Genomic DNA, 15,825 nt, shown 5'->3' with positions numbered 1-15,825 from the left:
GCGGGTTATTCCGCCAAGGCCTTTTTCATCCTAGGAAGCATTTCTGTGCATCTGGTGAGAAGCAATGAACAAGGCGTGAACGAAATATGAGAGAATGGGAGTGGTTGTTCGCGGATCCACAGTCTGCTTTCAACCCGACGATAGACTTTTGAAACAACAGATCGACAGGCGATGCATCGCTTCGGTTGAGTGCCCAATATGTGCGCCTCCCGGGGGAATACCGCGGATCGTAGGGCTGCAAAGGAAAGCAGCCGGTTTTCTTAGGCCACGTTGATCCGCAGGATTTGCGCCTGGTTCAGAAATTTGGACCAGCGTCGAACCCGCGGAAAATAGCGAGCTTTTGTGTCCGGACTACTGGAAGATAAGTAGGCCAAGCGACACGTGATGATTGTAGTTTCAGCAACGGCGCCGTCTGTGGAGGATGCCCGAGCGGGACATAGTAGGAGTACGCGAATTTAAATGAGCGCAGCAAATCAACGAAAGGGCGGAACGCAAGGTAATAAGCGGGGCAACCGTTCAACACGAGCCCGCCGTACCAGTGTTTCAACCACACCCGCGCGACCACTGCGTCGCGCCATGACCTTGGCCGAACTCAATGCCGCTGCCGGCGTCGAGGAAAGCCCATACCGCTGGCGGGCCACCCGCCGCACCCAGATTTCCACCCCTGATTCCACCAAGCGGGCCAGCCGCCAGGCCGAACGCCGGGCGCAGGCAGTGCGCAATACCGCGAATGACGAGGCCGTAGAGGTCGCCGCGGCCAAGCAGGAAGACGTCCAGGACAAGCAGGAAGACGTCCAGGAGCAGAGCGCTGAAATCGCTGCCCCGGCCGAGCAGGAAGTTGCACCGGTTGAGGAAGCGAACGACGTTGACCAGACCGGCATGCTGCTGGCCGAACACGGCAGCACCATGATCTTGAATCCTTTCGCCGTGCCGGAAACAGCTCAGGCTGTTCTGGCCCAGGCTGTTGCGAAGAAGCAGGAACCTGCTCGCCGCGCAGCTGCCGCAGATCCCGAGGCAGACGCCGATGCCGACGACGTGACTTCGCGCCGCCGCCGCCGCCGTCGCCGCGGGGAAGTGGATCTGGAACTTGAGGGCGGCTCGCAGGATGATCCGCCGAACACCGTTACCCGTGTGCGCGCCCCGCGTGGCAGTATCGAAAGCCACAGCTCGGTCAACGACAAGGTCGCTTCGGTGCGCGGTTCCACCCGATTGGAAGCCAAGCGCCAGCGCCGCCGCGAATCACGCGAAACCGGTCGCCGCCGCCAGGTGATCACCGAGGCCGAGTTCCTGGCCCGCCGCGAATCCGTCGAGCGCAAGATGATCGTGCGCCAGCGCGAGGACCGCATCCAGATCGGCGTACTGGAAGATGGAGTGCTTGCAGAGCACTTCGTCTCCAAGACCCAGCAGGATTCGCTGATCGGCAACGTGTACGTCGGCAAGGTGCAGAATGTGCTGCCATCCATGGAAGCTGCTTTCGTGGATATCGGCCGCGGCCGCAACGCCGTGCTGTACGCAGGCGAAGTGAACTGGGACGTAGCGGCTCTCGAAGGCGCGCCGCGCCGTATCGAGAACGCCCTGAAGGCTGGCGACTCGGTCCTGGTGCAGGTCACCAAGGACCCGGTAGGCCATAAGGGCGCCCGGCTGACCAGCCAGATCTCCCTGCCTGGCCGCTACCTGGTCTACGTGCCAGGTGGTTCGATGACCGGCATCTCGCGCAAGCTCCCTGATGTCGAACGCCAGCGCCTGAAGAAGATCCTGAAGGACCACCTGCCGGAAAACGCGGGCGTCATCGTGCGCACCGCCGCCGAAGGCGCTTCCGAGGAGGAACTGACCAACGATATCAACCGGCTGCGTGCGCAGTGGGAAGGCATCGAAGAGCAGGCCAACTCCACCAAGACCCTGGCTCCGGAACTGCTGTACTCGGAGCCCGATCTGACCATCAAGGTGGTCCGCGACGTCTTCAACGAGGACTTCACCAAGCTGATCGTCTCCGGTGACCACGCCTGGGACACCATCGAGGCCTACGTCATGTACGTGGCGCCGGATCTGATGGGCCGCCTGGAGAAGTGGGAAGCCGAAGAGGACATCTTCGCCAACTTCCGTGTGGACGAGCAGATCGCCAAGGCGCTGGACCGCAAGGTCTTCCTGCCTTCGGGTGGTTCGCTGGTCATCGACCGCACCGAAGCGATGACCGTCATCGACGTGAACACCGGCAAATTCACCGGTTCGGGCGGCAACCTCGAAGAGACCGTGACCAAGAACAACCTGGAAGCGGCCGAAGAAGTGGTCCGCCAGCTGCGCCTGCGTGACATCGGCGGCATCATCGTCATCGACTTCATCGACATGGTCCTGGAATCCAACCGCGATCTGGTGCTGCGCCGCCTGGTGGAGTGCCTGGGCCGCGACCGGACCAAGCACCAGGTTGCTGAAGTGACCTCGCTGGGTCTGGTCCAGATGACGCGCAAGCGCATGGGCACCGGCCTGCTCGAAGTCTTCGGTGAAGAGTGCGAGCACTGTGCAGGTGCTGGCTTCATCACCCACGAAGAGCCAGTTGAATCGCGCAAGACCTTCAACTCGCAGGGCGAAGCGCACAGCAAGAAGTTCAACGACAAGCCAAGCCGCAACTCCCGCCGCCGTCGTGGCGGCGAGAAGGACGAGCAGAAGCCAGTTGAGAAGCAGGAGCCGGCAGCAGGGGAGAAGGACGAAGCCACGCGCAACGCCCTGGCCAGCATTGCCGCCGCTTCGCACCTGGATGCCGCTGCTGAAAACGCAGTGAGCATCGAGGGCGAACAGATTCCTGTGGCCAAGTCCGCGGCGTCTGCGCAGGGCACCGAGGCCTCGGTTACCCTGGAAGCGCTGGAAGCAGCGTTGCCGGGCCAGGATGAGTCCAGCGACGAGCAGGACGGCAGCCGCAAGCCGCGCCGCCGTTCACGCTCCCGTGGACGCGGACGCAACCAGTCCGAGGAAAACGCTTCGGGCAACGAGGAAGCTCAGGCCAACCAGGAGCAGCAGGCTGCTCCTGAACCTGTTGCCGCCTCGACGTCCCAGGAGCAGCCGCGCAAGCGTTCACGCCGTGCTTCGCGTCCGCAGGAAGCGGCACAGCAGGACCAGCCGGTGCTCACCGGCCTGGCCATGCCTGCTGCCAGCGCCCCTGCTGAGTCCAGCAGCCCCGCGGCTTCCGTCCCAGTTGCCGCCACCGCGGCAGCCCCACAGAATTCCACGAAGCCAAAGCGTCGCAGTCGTCGGGCCACCTCGGTCCAGGGCGATGCGACTGCAGAGGTTCTCGTGGCAGAGGTATCCGCCGCTACCGGTTCGGTAGTTCAGATGGATGCCTCCGGTTCGCAGAAAGATAAGCCAGCTGAGCCTGCCGGGCAACCGGTAATGCTCGGTGTGGGTGTTCCAGTACGCGAACTGAAATAGATGAACTTGATCACGCTTCCCTCGCTGGGGCAGTTTGTATTTGCTCCAGCGGTGTGGACTAGCGTAATCTAGTTGATCGGTGCTAAACGCCAAGATCACGGACTTTTGGTCCGCTCGGCGTCAAGGCACAAGCGCATGAGATCCCCGGGATCGCATCCACTTTGTGGGTGTTCGGGTCGATATCTGCGCCGGTAAGACAATAAACGTCGAGTAGAAGTGAGTACCCACGTGGTGTACGCAATTGTCCGCGCAGGCGGCCACCAGGAGAAGGTTTCCGTTGGAGACCTCATCACCGTTGACCGTCTTCAGGCTGCCCCAGGCAGCTCCATCGAGCTTCCAGCTTTGCTGTTGGTAGATGGCGAGAAGGTAACTTCCGCAGCTGCCGATCTGGCTAAGGTCACGGTCACCGCTGAGGTTGTAGAAAACCTTCGCGGCGAGAAGATCGTAATCCAGAAGTACAAGAACAAGACCGGTTACAAGAAGCGCCAGGGCTTCCGTGCCGCTCTGACCAAGGTCAAGGTCACCTCGATCGCCTAATTCAGGCAATCGTAGAATCCATTTTTGTAGCGAAAGAGGCTAAAAGGCATGGCACATAAGAAAGGTGCGAGTTCCACTCGCAACGGTCGCGATTCCAACGCACAGTACCTAGGCGTAAAGCGCTATGGTGGACAGGAAGTCAAGGCAGGCGAAATCATCGTTCGCCAGCGTGGCACCCACTTCCACCCAGGCGCCGGCGTAGGCCGTGGCAAGGATGACACCCTGTTCGCATTGGCTGCTGGCGCAGTCGAGTTCGGCACCCGTCGTGGTCGCCGCGTGGTGAACATTGTGGCTGCTGCCTAATTCAGGCAACAGGCAAATTTTTTAGTACACAAGGGGTGGGCCGATTTCGGTCCGCCCCTTGCGTGCATAGTTAGACTTTTAAGCGAGTATCCCTCGCAACCCCGTACTAGGAGAAGATGGCCCCGTGGCTGCATTCGTTGATCGCGTAACCCTTCATGTCACCGCAGGTAATGGTGGCCACGGTTGTGTGTCCATCAAGCGTGAGAAATTCAAGCCGCTTGGCGGTCCCGACGGCGGCAACGGCGGCAAGGGCGGAGACATCATCCTGCGCGTCGACCCCCAGGTCACCACGCTGCTGGACTTCCACCACCTGCCGCACCGCAAGGCTGGCAACGGCGAGCCGGGCAAGGGCGGTCTGCACCCGGGCAAGAGCGGCGAGGACCTGGTCCTGGGCGTACCTGCCGGCACCGTCATCAAGACCAAGGACGGCGACATCCTCGGCGACCTGGTCAAGCCGGGCGATGAATACATCGCCGCAATAGGCGGCATGGGCGGCCTGGGCAATGCGTCCATCGCCTCGGACAAGCGCAAGGCCCCGGGCTTCGCGTTGCTGGGCATTCCCGGAACCGGCCAGGATATTGTCCTGGAACTGAAGTCCATGGCGGATATCGCGCTGGTGGGCTACCCATCGGCCGGCAAATCCTCGCTGATCGCCGCCCTGTCCGCGGCACGCCCGAAGATCGCCGACTACCCGTTCACCACCCTGGTGCCCAACCTGGGTGTCGTCGAAGCAGGCGAAACCCGCTTCACTGTCGCCGACGTGCCTGGCCTGATCCCTGGAGCCTCCGAAGGCAAGGGGCTGGGCCACGAGTTCCTGCGCCACGTTGAGCGCTGTGCCGCCATCGTGCACGTGCTGGACTGCGCCTCGCTGGAAGCGGACCGCGACCCAATCAGCGACCTGGACATCATCGAAGCAGAGCTGGCCAACTACGAAGCCGACTCCACCTTCGCCGGTACCGACGGCACCATCGTGCCGCTGATCGAGCGCCCGAAGCTGATCGCACTTAATAAGGTTGACATGCCAGACGGTGCCGACATGGCTGAATTCGTGCGCCCTGAGTTGGAAAAACGCGGTTACCGCGTCTTCGAGATCTCCGCGCTCTCGCGTAACGGATTGCGTGATCTGTCCTTCGCTATGGCTGAATTGGTAGAGCAGGCACGCGCTGAACAGGTTGTTGAAGCCCCAGTAGTCGAGGTGCCTGTGATTCGTCCACGTACCACCAAGCGTGCCGAGTTCACCATCCGCCGCGAGGAGCAGAACTTTGAGCCAATGTGGCGAGTTATCGGTGAAAAGCCGGAACGCTGGATTATGCAGACCGATTTCCGCAACGATGAAGCTGTCGGCTACCTGGCTGACCGCCTGGCCAAGCTGGGCGTCGAAAACCAGCTGTTCAAGGCCGGTGCCAAGCCAGGGGACGCGGTAATCATCGGCGCCGAGGACAACGCAGTGGTCTTCGATTGGGAGCCAACTATGGCAGCTGGCGCCGAACTGCTCGGCGGCAGCCGACGCGGCGAGGACATCCGCCTCGAGGATCGCGGCGATCGCAAGACCCGCGAGGAAAAGCGTGCCGAGCACGAAGAGCGCCGGGCGGCCAAGGCGTCGGCTCGCGCCGAACTGGAAGCCGAACGCAAGGCCGGCGTCTGGACCGAATCGGTTGACTCCAAGTACGGACGAAAGACTGCGGAACCAAAGGCAACCCAGGAGGAAAATTAAAGTATGAGTGAAAGTGCCACCAAAACAATTTCAGCCATTACCTCGCCCCACCAACTGCCTCAAGCCAAGCGCTTAGTGGTCAAAGTTGGATCCAGCTCGCTGACCACGGTCAGCGGCGGGATATCCCACGAGCGGTTGAAGTTCCTGGTGGACACTCTCGCTGAAACTGTCGACAACGGTACCGAGGTCATTCTTGTATCCTCAGGTGCCATTGCCGCCGGTCTGGCCCCGCTCGGGTTGGCCAAGCGTCCCAAGGACCTTGCCACCCAGCAGGCCGCGGCGGCCGTAGGCCAGGGTCTGCTGCTGGCGCAGTACACCCAGCTTTTCGATGAGTACGACCAGCGCGTAGGCCAGGTGCTGCTCACCGCCGACGACCTGATGCGCCGCTCTTCCTACACCAACGCGCTGCGCTCCCTGGTTCGCTTGCTGAACCTGGGCGTGCTGCCCATCGTGAACGAAAATGACGCGGTCGCCACCCGCGAAATCCGCTTCGGCGACAACGACCGCCTCGCCTCGCTTGTGGCCCACCTGGTCAAGGCCGACGCGCTGCTGCTCTTCTCCGACGTGGACTCGGTCTACGACGCGCACCCTGATGACGGCGGCAGCCGCATCACCACCATCGAGCACCCCGACGAACTCGAAGCGGTGGACCTGGGCACCCCGGGGGCAGCCGGAGTCGGCACCGGCGGCATGATCACCAAGGTCGATGCCGCGACCCTGAGCTCCTCGGCGGGCATTCCTACCCTGGTGACCAGCACCGACAATGCCGCCAAGGCGCTGCGCGGACAGGATGTGGGCACCTGGTTCGCCGCCCGCAACTCCCGCCGTTCGGCCCGCGACGTCTGGCTGGCCTACCTGGCTTCCATCGAAGGCAAGCTGATCCTGGATGCCGGCGCAGTCAAGGCCATCGAAAAGGGAACCAACTCGCTGCTGGCAGCCGGCATTACCGCCGTCCGCGGGGAATTCGAGGCTGGTGACGCCGTAGAGATCTGCGACGCGGAAGGAACCCCCTTCGCTCGCGGGCTGGTGAACTTCAGCTCCCTTGAACTGCCCGAGATGCTCGGACACAACACCACGGATCTGGTTGAAGAGCTGGGCGAAGGTTACGACAGATCAGTAGTGCATGTTGACGACCTAGCTTTGATCGAACCCATTTTCTAGAATGAGGAGCATGAGTATGGATGCCGTAAACACCGAAGAAACGACCACCGACGTCACCACCTCGGTCCACCAGCTGGCCGACCGTGCACGCCGCGCCGCACGGATCCTCAAGCGCGCCAACCGCGACTGGAAGGACCGCGCCCTCGCGGCCATGGCTTCGCGCATCGACCAGAACCGTGCGATGATCCTGCGCGCCAACGAGAAGGATCTGGCTGCCGGCCGCGCCAATGGCACCTCCGAGGCCCTGCTGGACCGGTTGAAGCTCGATGGCAAGCGCATCGACGGCCTGATTTCCGCGCTGCATGAACTCGCTGGCCTGCCCGACCCGGTCGGTCGCGTGGTGCGCGGGGAAACCCTGCCCAACGGCCTGCGCATGCGCCAGGTCAACGTCCCGCTGGGCGTTATCGGCACCATCTACGAAGCGCGTCCGAACGTCACCGTGGACATCGCCGGTCTGGCGCTCAAGAGCGGCAACTCGGTGCTGCTGCGTGGCGGTTCGGCGGCGCTGAACTCCAACCAGGCGCTGGTCGCGGTGATCCGCGACGCGCTGGAGTCCGTCTCCCTGCCCCGCGACATCGTGATCTCGGTCGACGAATTCGGCCGCGCCGGTGCCGACGCCATGATGGGCGCGCGTGGAAAGATCGACGTGCTCATCCCGCGTGGCGGCCGCGAGCTGATCCAGCGCGTGGTCACCACCGCCAAGGTCCCGGTAATCGAAACCGGCGAAGGCAATGTGCACATCTTCCTCGACGCGAGCGCCGACGAGGAAATGGCCGTCGATATCCTGCTCAACGCGAAAACCCACCGCCCCAGCGTCTGCAACACCGTGGAGACCCTGCTGGTCCACAAGGATGCCGCTGTGGCCCCGGCAGTGCTGCAGGCCCTGGCCGCAGCCGGCGTGAGATTGCACACGGACGACCGAGCCGCCGCGCTGGTTCCGCAGCTGCCGACCATCCCGGCGGGGGAGGATGACTGGCGCAACGAGTACCTGGACTTGGATATCGCGGTGAAGGTCGTCGATGGCATGGACCAGGCCCTGGAGCACATCCGCGCCTACTCCACCGGCCATACCGAGGCGATCATCACCTCCACGCTGGCTGCTTCCGAGCGGTTCGTGGCGGAGATCGACTCGGCTGCGGTGATTGTCAACGCCTCGACCCGGTTCACCGACGGCGGGCAGCTGGGCCTGGGCGCAGAAGTGGGCATCTCGACCCAGAAGATGCACGCTCGCGGCCCGATGGGCCTGGCCGAACTGACCACGACCAAGTGGATCGTCCAGGGCGACGGGCACATTCGCAAATAGTTTCTGACCGCCCTTTTCGGTACGATGTAGAAGAAACGTACCGTTACTTTTCGAGCTACTGATCCAGCCGCCCAGGTTGCTGGCTTAGCGAACTCGTGAAAACGACTGGAGAATTATCTTGAACGCGCTGATTTTGGCTTCGGAAGCCGCTTCCACCGGCATGGATCCTCACACTTTCGCTGTGATCGTCGGTGGTGGCATTTTCGCAGCACTGATGGTCCTGCTGCTGATTACCGTTTCCTACACCAACGTAGGCAACCGCCACGAGGCAAAGCCTGAACCAGAGGACACCCACCGCCAGTTCAAGACTCACGTACCACATAGCCACTAGTCTTGGCAGAGCAAAAGCCTCAAGACCGCCCATTGCGCCTCGGCGTGATGGGCGGTACTTTTGACCCCATCCACAATGGCCACTTGGTCGCTGCCAGCGAGGTAGCCGCCGAGTACGGCCTGGATGAGGTCGTTTTCGTGCCCACCGGCCAGCCTTGGCAGAAGGCCGATCGCCAGGTCACCAGCGCTGAGCACCGCTACCTGATGACCGTGATCGCCACCGCGTCGAACCCGCGCTTCACCGTAAGCCGGGTCGACGTCGACCGCGAAGGCGCCACCTACACGCGTGACACCTTGCTCGATCTGCGCGCCTTGCGCCCGGATGCGGAGCTCTTCTTCATTACCGGTGCCGACGCGATGAGCCAGATCATGAGCTGGCGCGACATCGACCAGGTCTTCGACCTCGCCCACTTCGTTGGCGTGAGCCGCCCTGGCTATGTCATCGCGGATGTGGGTCGCGACAATGTCTCGCAATTGGAAATTCCGGCACTGGCAATTTCCTCTACCGATTGCCGGGAGCGTGTCGCCACCGACAAGCCGGTTTGGTATCTTGTGCCGGACGGTGTGGTGCAGTACATTGCAAAATATGGGCTGTATACCGAGTCGTAACCTCACATAAGGTGGGGTAGCACGGCATAATCTCTAGGTAAGGGTGACGGTATTTGTCTATGCGGTCGGGAGAAGTATCAGGATGAGCGATAACTCGCAGCCGGTTTCAAGCAGGCGAGCTCTGCGCGAAAAACGACGTGCTGAGATGGAAGCTTTGCTGGCCAACAGCAAGGCCGAGCAGGCAGCCAAGGAGCACGCGTCGAAAAGCGCGGAAAAGGCCGAGGATTCGACGAAGCCAGCGAAATCTGACGCGACCCCAAAGGCCAAGCCGGCACCCAAGGCAGAGCCAGCCAAACCAGCTCCAGCCAAGCCGCAGCCGGCCAAGCCTGCACCCAAGCCAGAGCCGGCAAAACCAGCTCCAGCCAAGCCGCAGCCGGCCAAGCCAGCCGCCAAGGCCGCAGGTGCCAAGCCAGAAACGGCCAAGCCGGCTGGAGCCCCAGCCAAGGCTCCCAGCGCAAAGCCTGCAGCTGAGCCAGCTAGCGCACCACAGTCCGGAGAGTCCCTGGGTGAACGGGCGTCGTTGCGCCGTGCCCGTGACCGCGAGGCCTTGCGCGAGCGTCGTCGACTGGAAGAAGAGGTCGGCGCGCTGACCACTAATATTCCAACGGTCGCCCCCGCGGAGGAACCTAAGCCGCTGACCCGCCGTCAACTGCGCCTCCAGGCGCTGGCAGACCAGGGCAAGGCCGAGCCGAAGGCCCCGGCCGCCAAGAAGCCTGCGCCCAAGGAAGACGCCCCGGAGACTACAGTCATGAGCGTTGAGCAGGCGCTAGCCGCCCGCCGTGCCCACGCGCCGAAGACCCCGGTCGATCCAAACCTGCTGGGGGAGGACGACTCCGAGATCGATCTCGAAGTGCTCGCCCACCAGCGTGAAATGGCAGCCCGCGCGGCCATCATTTCCCGCCGTGCCGCGGAACGTGAACGCCTGCGCATCCAGAATGCCAACCAGGGCAAGGACGACAAGGCCTCCGATCCTTTCACCGGCGCCATGGGCAACATTCGCGAGGTCGAGGACCGCATCGCCAAAACCGGCGTGCAAGGGCCCAAGACCCAGAGTGTTTCGCTGGACTTCAACGCCGGCGGCAAGCTCAGCTCCAAGAAGGACGAAGCGGCACCAGCAGCCAAGAAGCCTATGGCCAAGCCGGCGCCCAAACCCGCAGCGAAGGCCCCCGCCAAGCCTGCGGCCAAGGCACCGGCCAAGCCTGCAGCCAAGCCAGTTGCAAAACCAGCCGCTAAGCCTGCGCCAAAGGCGCCGGCGGATCAGAAGGCTGAAACCAATACGGCCCAACCGGCCCCGGACGTTGACATGCCACGTATCGATGCGGTCAATGCACAGGGCTTGCAGCCACTTGACGTGCAGGCGCACGGCCTCCGCCGCGCCAATAACATGCTGATCGCGATGATCGTCGCCCTCAGCGTGGGCGGTGCAGCATTGATTGCTGGCTTGATCATGTTGCTTGGCAACTAGTTTTCGTAGGACAATTAGGTTCTCGATCTACACCTCTATAAGGAGACACTCCACTCTATGGGAGCACACGCAGAATCAATCGCCCTCGTGAAAGTTGCCGCGCACGCGGCTTCCGAGAAGATGGCAGAAAACATGGTCGCGCTGGACGTTGCCGACCGCTTGGGCGTCACCGACGCTTTCTTGATTGTCTCTGGTGGATCAGAACCTCAGGTGAACGCAATCGTCGATGAAATCGTCGCTGAGGTGCTCGACGAGTACAGCATGCGTCCGATTCGCCGTGAAGGCTTCGGCCAGGGCCGCTGGGTCCTGCTGGACTACGGCGACGTAGTCGTCCACGTTCAGCACCAGGAAGACCGCATCTTCTACGCGCTCGAACGCCTGTGGGCCGACTGCCCAGTCATCGAGCTGCCTGAGGAACTTTCTGAAAACCAGAAGTAACCCTCAATTTGCATCCTGATCAGGTAGTCATCTATGATTATGGAGTTGCCTGATCAGGGCAGCAATCCTTTTGGGGGTATGGCGCAGTTGGTAGCGCGTCTGCATGGCATGCAGAAGGTCAGGGGTTCGAATCCCCTTACCTCCACAAATTAAAATCCTGAAATTTCGGTTTATCCGAGATTTCAGGATTTTTTGTTTTCCACAAACCGTGTTGCCCACCGCCGGTGCCCGCGATGCCCACGGCATGCTGTATCCCATGAGCACAGTGACGGCACAAGCACTATCGAATCTGGTCGAGGCGGGCAAGCTAATCGCCTTGGCTACTTCGATCCTGTCCGGCGACGTACCGGCCGGCCACGCTGCGATATTCGCGCTGTATGTCGAGGAAATCAACCAAAAGCTCAGTCGGGCACAGATCCACGCAGCTCATGCCCTACGCCGCACCGGTGCACACAAACTTGATCAGGCCTCCTTCCAAGCGATCAGCGATGCTGGTGTCGATCCCACGCTGGAACAACTTGAAGCCGCCGAAGGACATGCCACTACCGGGCGCACCCATTTCAAAGACGCCAAAGGCATGATGACCGACTGGCTGAATATTCCGCGCGGCACTGCAGGAACTCGGCTAGTCCAAGCCGACTGCCTGCTAGGTGGTGTCGATCAAGCAGGGCAACCGGTAGAGCCGTGGCTCCCGGAGCTAGCCGCGCAATTCGAAGCCCCGAATGTGGACCCGCGATTGGTAGCTTCTACGGCCTTGAAGCTGCATTCGGCACGTAATGATTTCGGCGGCGATGAAACCGGCCAGGCGGAGAAAGCGCGATTGGAAGCAGAATCAGTCGCTTTCCTGCGCTCAGAACCCAAATCGGCTCGTAAGCACATCAATGACTTGGTGGCTCAGGTGAAAGCCGGCAAACGCCCGCTGAAAGCTCTGCTGGAGCGCATTGGCATCTTCAAGAAGGGCATGCGCCAGGGCCTGATCGAGTATACGCTTCGTGTGTTGCCCTCCCAGGCGGCGTATATCGAGGCCTACTTCGCGCAACTGGACAATCCTGCCACCGTGGCCGGGAACGGGGACGGCTTGAAAGACGCCGAGGCTCAATTCACGGGCCAGCAGGACTCCGGTTGGGACGATGCGGAGTCCAAACCGGACTGGGCAAAAGACGATCCGGTGGCGGACGAAGAAACCGAAGACGATAGTCCGCCGGCAGACAACAACGAACAAGTTTCGGAGACCTCGGATGACGAGGAAGAATGTTGCCGGCCGGGGGATCCTGAAGAACGTAATACTGAATCAGCTACCAATGGTGCAGTCACTCCATGGGAGGATTTGAAGCCCGAGCGACGCCGTTTAGTTGGATTCATGGCAATGCTGATGAGTGACAGGACGAGCACCAGTGACCCGCCGGGTCAACGTGCTGGGTTGGTCGCACCGCAGGTGAGCATCATTCTGAATTGGGACAAGATGCAAGAGCAAGCACAAGACTTCGCGGTCACCAGCAGTGGGATGTCCTTGTCTGCTGGCGAAGTCAGAACTGCGCTGTGCAATGCCGGAGTGTATCCGGTAGTGCTCAATGGCCAGAGCCTGCCCCTCGATTTAGGCCGGACGCAACGACTGTATTCGAAGTCCCAGCGCCGTGCGATCCGAGCCGCCTACCGGGGCTGTTCCTATCCTGGATGCAGCATGCCCGTAGAACGGTGCGAAATTGATCATCTGGACGCGTGGGAAAAGGGTGGACGAACGGATATCAAGTCTGCCGGGTTGAATTGCCTGATACACCACACTGCCCGGCATTGCGGGTTGTTCCACGCGGTGAAGATTCCGGAGAGCAGGCCGATGGTATTGCTTTCACCAGAATTGGATCCGGAACAGAAATTGCGGATCAATACGTATTTCATGACTCCCGCAGAGGCATTGGAAGCTGAAGCGTTGGCGGATGAAACGACAGCGAAGTGGCGCGCGGGGGAGCTGGACGTAGAAATCGTCGAACCTTGAGATCCCCCTAGCAAGATTCAGCCGCCGACGAGCGGAGGACCGTTTCAGCGCCGATATTCTCGCCGGAGTTGCGATACTTGAATGAACGAAGATCATTCAGGAGCAATATGTCACGTGTTCAACGCCGGGCTGCGAATTCCCGACCATTTTTCGGTACCCAGAATTCGTCGCATACCTCGATGGCTGTTCGCTATATTGATGATGGCAACGTGGAATCCGCTCCGGAAGGCACGAGCGCGGCCGATGCGCTGGCGTTCGGCCAGACTGGTGATCAGCGCATTGCTTTGTCCTTGTATCCCACACCAGATGAAGCTGACATCCACGATCTCACCGAGGCGTGGGAACTGCATCCAGTGCTGGCCGAAGACCTCGTGCACGCCCGCCAGCGGCCTAAACTCGAACGCTACGGCGAGGTGCTCCTACTGGTAGTTCGCTCAGCGTTGTACCTCGATGAATCCGAAGAAGTCGAGCTGTCCGAGTTCCACATCCTGATGCGCAAAGGCGCTGTGGCGGTGCTCTGCCAGGACCACCGGTGGATCGACGGCACAGACGGCGAGGAATTCGTCGAGTCAATCAGGAACGGCAAGCTTCGCAAGGACCAGGTGCTGCTCAAAGACCCGGAGCTGCTCCGGTTGGGCGCTGAAGCAGTGCTGTACCGGATACTTGATGCGATTGTTGATGGATACGCCCCCGTGCTCCACGGCCTGGGGATCGACAAGGAGCAGATCGAACGGCAAGTCTTCAGTGGCGATGCCGCAGTCACCGAACGCATTTATCGCCTCAGCCAAGAAGTGATCGACATGCAGCATGCGACCGCGTCATTGCTGGAGGTCGTGCAATCGCTCGACGACGGGTTCAAGAAGTACCCGGTGCCCGCTGAGCTGGAAACCTACCTGCAGGATGTCACTGACCACCTCACCCGCGCGCATACCCAAGCCGTGGAATACCGGGATGCGCTATCGCAGATCTTGAGCGTCAATTCCACCCTCGTAGCCCAGCGCCAAAACGAGGACATGAAGAAGATTTCCGGTTGGGCAGCGATCCTCTTCGCCCCGACCTTGATTGCAGCGATTTACGGGATGAACTTCGAGAACATGCCAGAACTGCATTGGACCTTCGGCTACCCGATTGCGGCCGGCCTCATGCTGGGATTTGCTGCCGCACTATATGGTGTATTCAAATGGCGCAAGTGGTTCTGAGCGGAAAGATTCCAGGGGAGACATTGACGGCGAAAATCGACTTCAAGAAGTCGCTGGACAGCTATCGGTCCGTGGCCGGGCAGTTCCGTGTCCTGCAGCTGCCAGCGATGCACTACCTGATGTTCGATGGATCAGGTGACCCGAATACCAGCAACTTGTACCAGCAAGCCCTGCAAACCTTGTATCCGGTGGCCTACAAACTCAAATTCGCGAGCAAGGCGCAGGGCAAGGACTATGTCGTCCCGCCGCTGGAAGGCTTGTGGTGGGCCGAGGACATGGCGGTCTTTACCGAACGGAGAGACAAGGAACAGTGGAGCTGGACCATGATGCTGATGGTCCCGGCGTGGATCAACGAGGACGACTACGCGACGGCTCTGGAAACCGCCCAGGCGAAGAAGCCGTTGCCTTGCCCTGGGCGCATCCGGTTCCAGTCGCTTGCTGAAGGCCAATGCGTGCAGACGCTGCACATTGGCCCCTACGATGCAGAAGCCGAAATCCTGGCCGCGATGCACCACGAATTCATACCCGGCCAGGGACTGCGCATGACTGGCAAGCACCACGAGATCTACCTCGGCGACCCTCGTAAGGTGGCACCGGAAAAGCTTCGCACGATCCTGCGCCAACCCGTTGAGCCCAACTAGCGAGAGGAAAATAGATGGAACTGGCACCCCAGAGCACAGTTGCCCAAGTGCAACAGGCACTGGCCGAGCTCGAAGACCCCAAGTACCGCGCGGTCAATGAGAAGCACGGCGATGATTTCGGCGTGAATCTAGGCAAGCTCCGCGCCTTGGCCAAGTCGTTGAAGAGCAACCAGGAGCTTGCCGAGGAACTCTGGGCCACCGGCGAAACCGCAACCCGGCTGGTCGCGCTGCTGATCGCCAAACCACGGAGCTTTACCTTGGAGCAGCTGCAGGTGTGGAGCCAAGGCGCCAGCACTCCCAAGGTCCAAGCATGGTTCCTGAGCTACATCGTCAAGAAATCCAAGCTGCTCGAGGAGCTCCGCCTGCTGCTCATGAGCCAGAGCGACCCGGTACAGCTGGCTGCCGGCTGGGAGCTGACTGCCCACCAGGTAGTCAAGGCCCCGGAACTGCTGGACCTGGAACAGCTGCTTGACACGATCGAAGCCCGAATGAGCGCCGCACCGGATCGCCTGCAGTGGGCGATGAATACGACCCTGGCGCACATCGGCATCGAGCATGAGCATTTGCGCCGACGTGCCCTGGCCATCGGCGAGACCTTGCAGGTGCTGGCGGACTACCCGACCTCCGCCGGGTGCATTTCACCATTCGCTCCCATATGGATCACCGAAATGGCCAAAAGAAAAGCCTAGGTCCAGCAATCGCTGGACCTAGG

Annotated in this window: 14 protein-coding genes and 1 tRNA gene; all 15 read left to right on the top strand. The window is 61.2% G+C overall.

The window, feature by feature from the left end; translation table 11 throughout:
- Positions 1-576: 576 nt before the first annotated feature.
- The 15 genes from ACIQTS_RS10860 to ACIQTS_RS10790 all read left to right on the top strand — a co-directional run bounded on the left by ACIQTS_RS10860 (position 577) and on the right by ACIQTS_RS10790 (position 15,802).
- A complete protein-coding gene (locus ACIQTS_RS10860) occupies positions 577-3,420 on the top strand; it encodes an Rne/Rng family ribonuclease (protein ID WP_332489128.1) in 2,844 nt (947 codons plus the stop codon).
- A gap of 228 nt (positions 3,421-3,648) precedes the next feature.
- Positions 3,649-3,957 (top strand): 50S ribosomal protein L21, encoded by a 309-nt coding sequence (rplU, locus tag ACIQTS_RS10855; protein WP_013349163.1) that lies wholly within the window; start codon positions 3,649-3,651, stop codon positions 3,955-3,957.
- A gap of 48 nt (positions 3,958-4,005) precedes the next feature.
- A complete protein-coding gene (gene rpmA, locus ACIQTS_RS10850; protein WP_013349162.1) occupies positions 4,006-4,260 on the top strand; it encodes a 50S ribosomal protein L27 in 255 nt (84 codons plus the stop codon).
- A 124-nt stretch (positions 4,261-4,384) separates the two neighbouring features.
- Positions 4,385-5,974 (top strand): GTPase ObgE, encoded by a 1,590-nt coding sequence (obgE, locus tag ACIQTS_RS10845; protein WP_400288012.1) that lies wholly within the window; start codon positions 4,385-4,387, stop codon positions 5,972-5,974.
- Positions 5,975-5,977: 3 nt separating this feature from the next.
- Positions 5,978-7,135: a glutamate 5-kinase gene (gene proB / locus ACIQTS_RS10840; RefSeq protein ID WP_402473321.1), complete on the top strand. Its 1,158-nt coding sequence runs from the start codon at positions 5,978-5,980 to the stop codon at positions 7,133-7,135.
- 16 nt (positions 7,136-7,151) lie between these two features.
- Entirely contained in the window at positions 7,152-8,438 is a 1,287-nt protein-coding gene (locus ACIQTS_RS10835; protein ID WP_332727761.1) for a glutamate-5-semialdehyde dehydrogenase, read from the top strand.
- A 118-nt stretch (positions 8,439-8,556) separates the two neighbouring features.
- Positions 8,557-8,769 (top strand): hypothetical protein, encoded by a 213-nt coding sequence (locus ACIQTS_RS10830; protein WP_105658498.1) that lies wholly within the window; start codon positions 8,557-8,559, stop codon positions 8,767-8,769.
- Positions 8,770-8,771: 2 nt separating this feature from the next.
- Complete coding sequence (gene nadD, locus ACIQTS_RS10825; protein ID WP_402473318.1) at positions 8,772-9,377, top strand: nicotinate-nucleotide adenylyltransferase; 606 nt, start codon at positions 8,772-8,774, stop codon at positions 9,375-9,377.
- 82 nt (positions 9,378-9,459) lie between these two features.
- Positions 9,460-10,842 carry a hypothetical protein gene (locus tag ACIQTS_RS10820; RefSeq protein ID WP_402473316.1) on the top strand — a complete coding sequence of 461 codons (1,383 nt, stop codon included), beginning with the start codon at positions 9,460-9,462 and terminating at the stop codon, positions 10,840-10,842.
- Between the two features lie 57 nt (positions 10,843-10,899).
- Positions 10,900-11,280, top strand: coding sequence for a ribosome silencing factor (gene rsfS / locus ACIQTS_RS10815; RefSeq protein WP_105658500.1), 381 nt, complete (start codon positions 10,900-10,902; stop codon positions 11,278-11,280).
- Positions 11,281-11,352: 72 nt separating this feature from the next.
- Positions 11,353-11,425, top strand: a tRNA-Ala gene (locus tag ACIQTS_RS10810).
- Positions 11,426-11,536: 111 nt separating this feature from the next.
- Entirely contained in the window at positions 11,537-13,273 is a 1,737-nt protein-coding gene (locus ACIQTS_RS10805) for a DUF222 domain-containing protein (protein WP_402473313.1), read from the top strand.
- A gap of 179 nt (positions 13,274-13,452) precedes the next feature.
- Positions 13,453-14,472 (top strand): magnesium and cobalt transport protein CorA, encoded by a 1,020-nt coding sequence (locus tag ACIQTS_RS10800; protein ID WP_332488796.1) that lies wholly within the window; start codon positions 13,453-13,455, stop codon positions 14,470-14,472.
- Positions 14,454-15,113: a GyrI-like domain-containing protein gene (locus ACIQTS_RS10795; protein ID WP_332595112.1), complete on the top strand. Its 660-nt coding sequence runs from the start codon at positions 14,454-14,456 to the stop codon at positions 15,111-15,113. Before ACIQTS_RS10800 ends, ACIQTS_RS10795 begins: the two co-directional genes overlap by 19 nt.
- Before the next feature lie 14 nt (positions 15,114-15,127).
- Positions 15,128-15,802: a DNA alkylation repair protein gene (locus tag ACIQTS_RS10790; RefSeq protein WP_105658503.1), complete on the top strand. Its 675-nt coding sequence runs from the start codon at positions 15,128-15,130 to the stop codon at positions 15,800-15,802.
- Positions 15,803-15,825: the final 23 nt, after the last annotated feature.

The sequence above is a fragment of the Glutamicibacter sp. NPDC090743 genome (assembly GCF_044769125.1).
GTDB lineage: Bacteria > Actinomycetota > Actinomycetes > Actinomycetales > Micrococcaceae > Glutamicibacter.
The sequence above is the reverse complement of the archived record's forward strand: the minus strand, read 5'-3'. Positions and strand labels throughout refer to the sequence as shown.

Excerpts from the sequence above, each read along its gene's own strand:
- ACIQTS_RS10860 (WP_332489128.1), top strand. The coding sequence starts at position 577 with ATGACCTTGGCCGAACTCAATGCCGCTGCCGGCGTCGAGGAAAGCCCA.
- rpmA (WP_013349162.1), top strand. The coding sequence starts at position 4,006 with ATGGCACATAAGAAAGGTGCGAGTTCCACTCGCAACGGTCGCGATTCC.
- proB (WP_402473321.1), top strand. The coding sequence starts at position 5,978 with ATGAGTGAAAGTGCCACCAAAACAATTTCAGCCATTACCTCGCCCCAC.
- ACIQTS_RS10835 (WP_332727761.1), top strand. The coding sequence starts at position 7,152 with ATGGATGCCGTAAACACCGAAGAAACGACCACCGACGTCACCACCTCG.
- ACIQTS_RS10820 (WP_402473316.1), top strand. The coding sequence starts at position 9,460 with ATGAGCGATAACTCGCAGCCGGTTTCAAGCAGGCGAGCTCTGCGCGAA.
- rsfS (WP_105658500.1), top strand. The coding sequence starts at position 10,900 with ATGGGAGCACACGCAGAATCAATCGCCCTCGTGAAAGTTGCCGCGCAC.
- ACIQTS_RS10805 (WP_402473313.1), top strand. The coding sequence starts at position 11,537 with ATGAGCACAGTGACGGCACAAGCACTATCGAATCTGGTCGAGGCGGGC.
- ACIQTS_RS10800 (WP_332488796.1), top strand. The coding sequence starts at position 13,453 with ATGGCTGTTCGCTATATTGATGATGGCAACGTGGAATCCGCTCCGGAA.
- ACIQTS_RS10795 (WP_332595112.1), top strand. The coding sequence starts at position 14,454 with ATGGCGCAAGTGGTTCTGAGCGGAAAGATTCCAGGGGAGACATTGACG.
- ACIQTS_RS10790 (WP_105658503.1), top strand. The coding sequence starts at position 15,128 with ATGGAACTGGCACCCCAGAGCACAGTTGCCCAAGTGCAACAGGCACTG.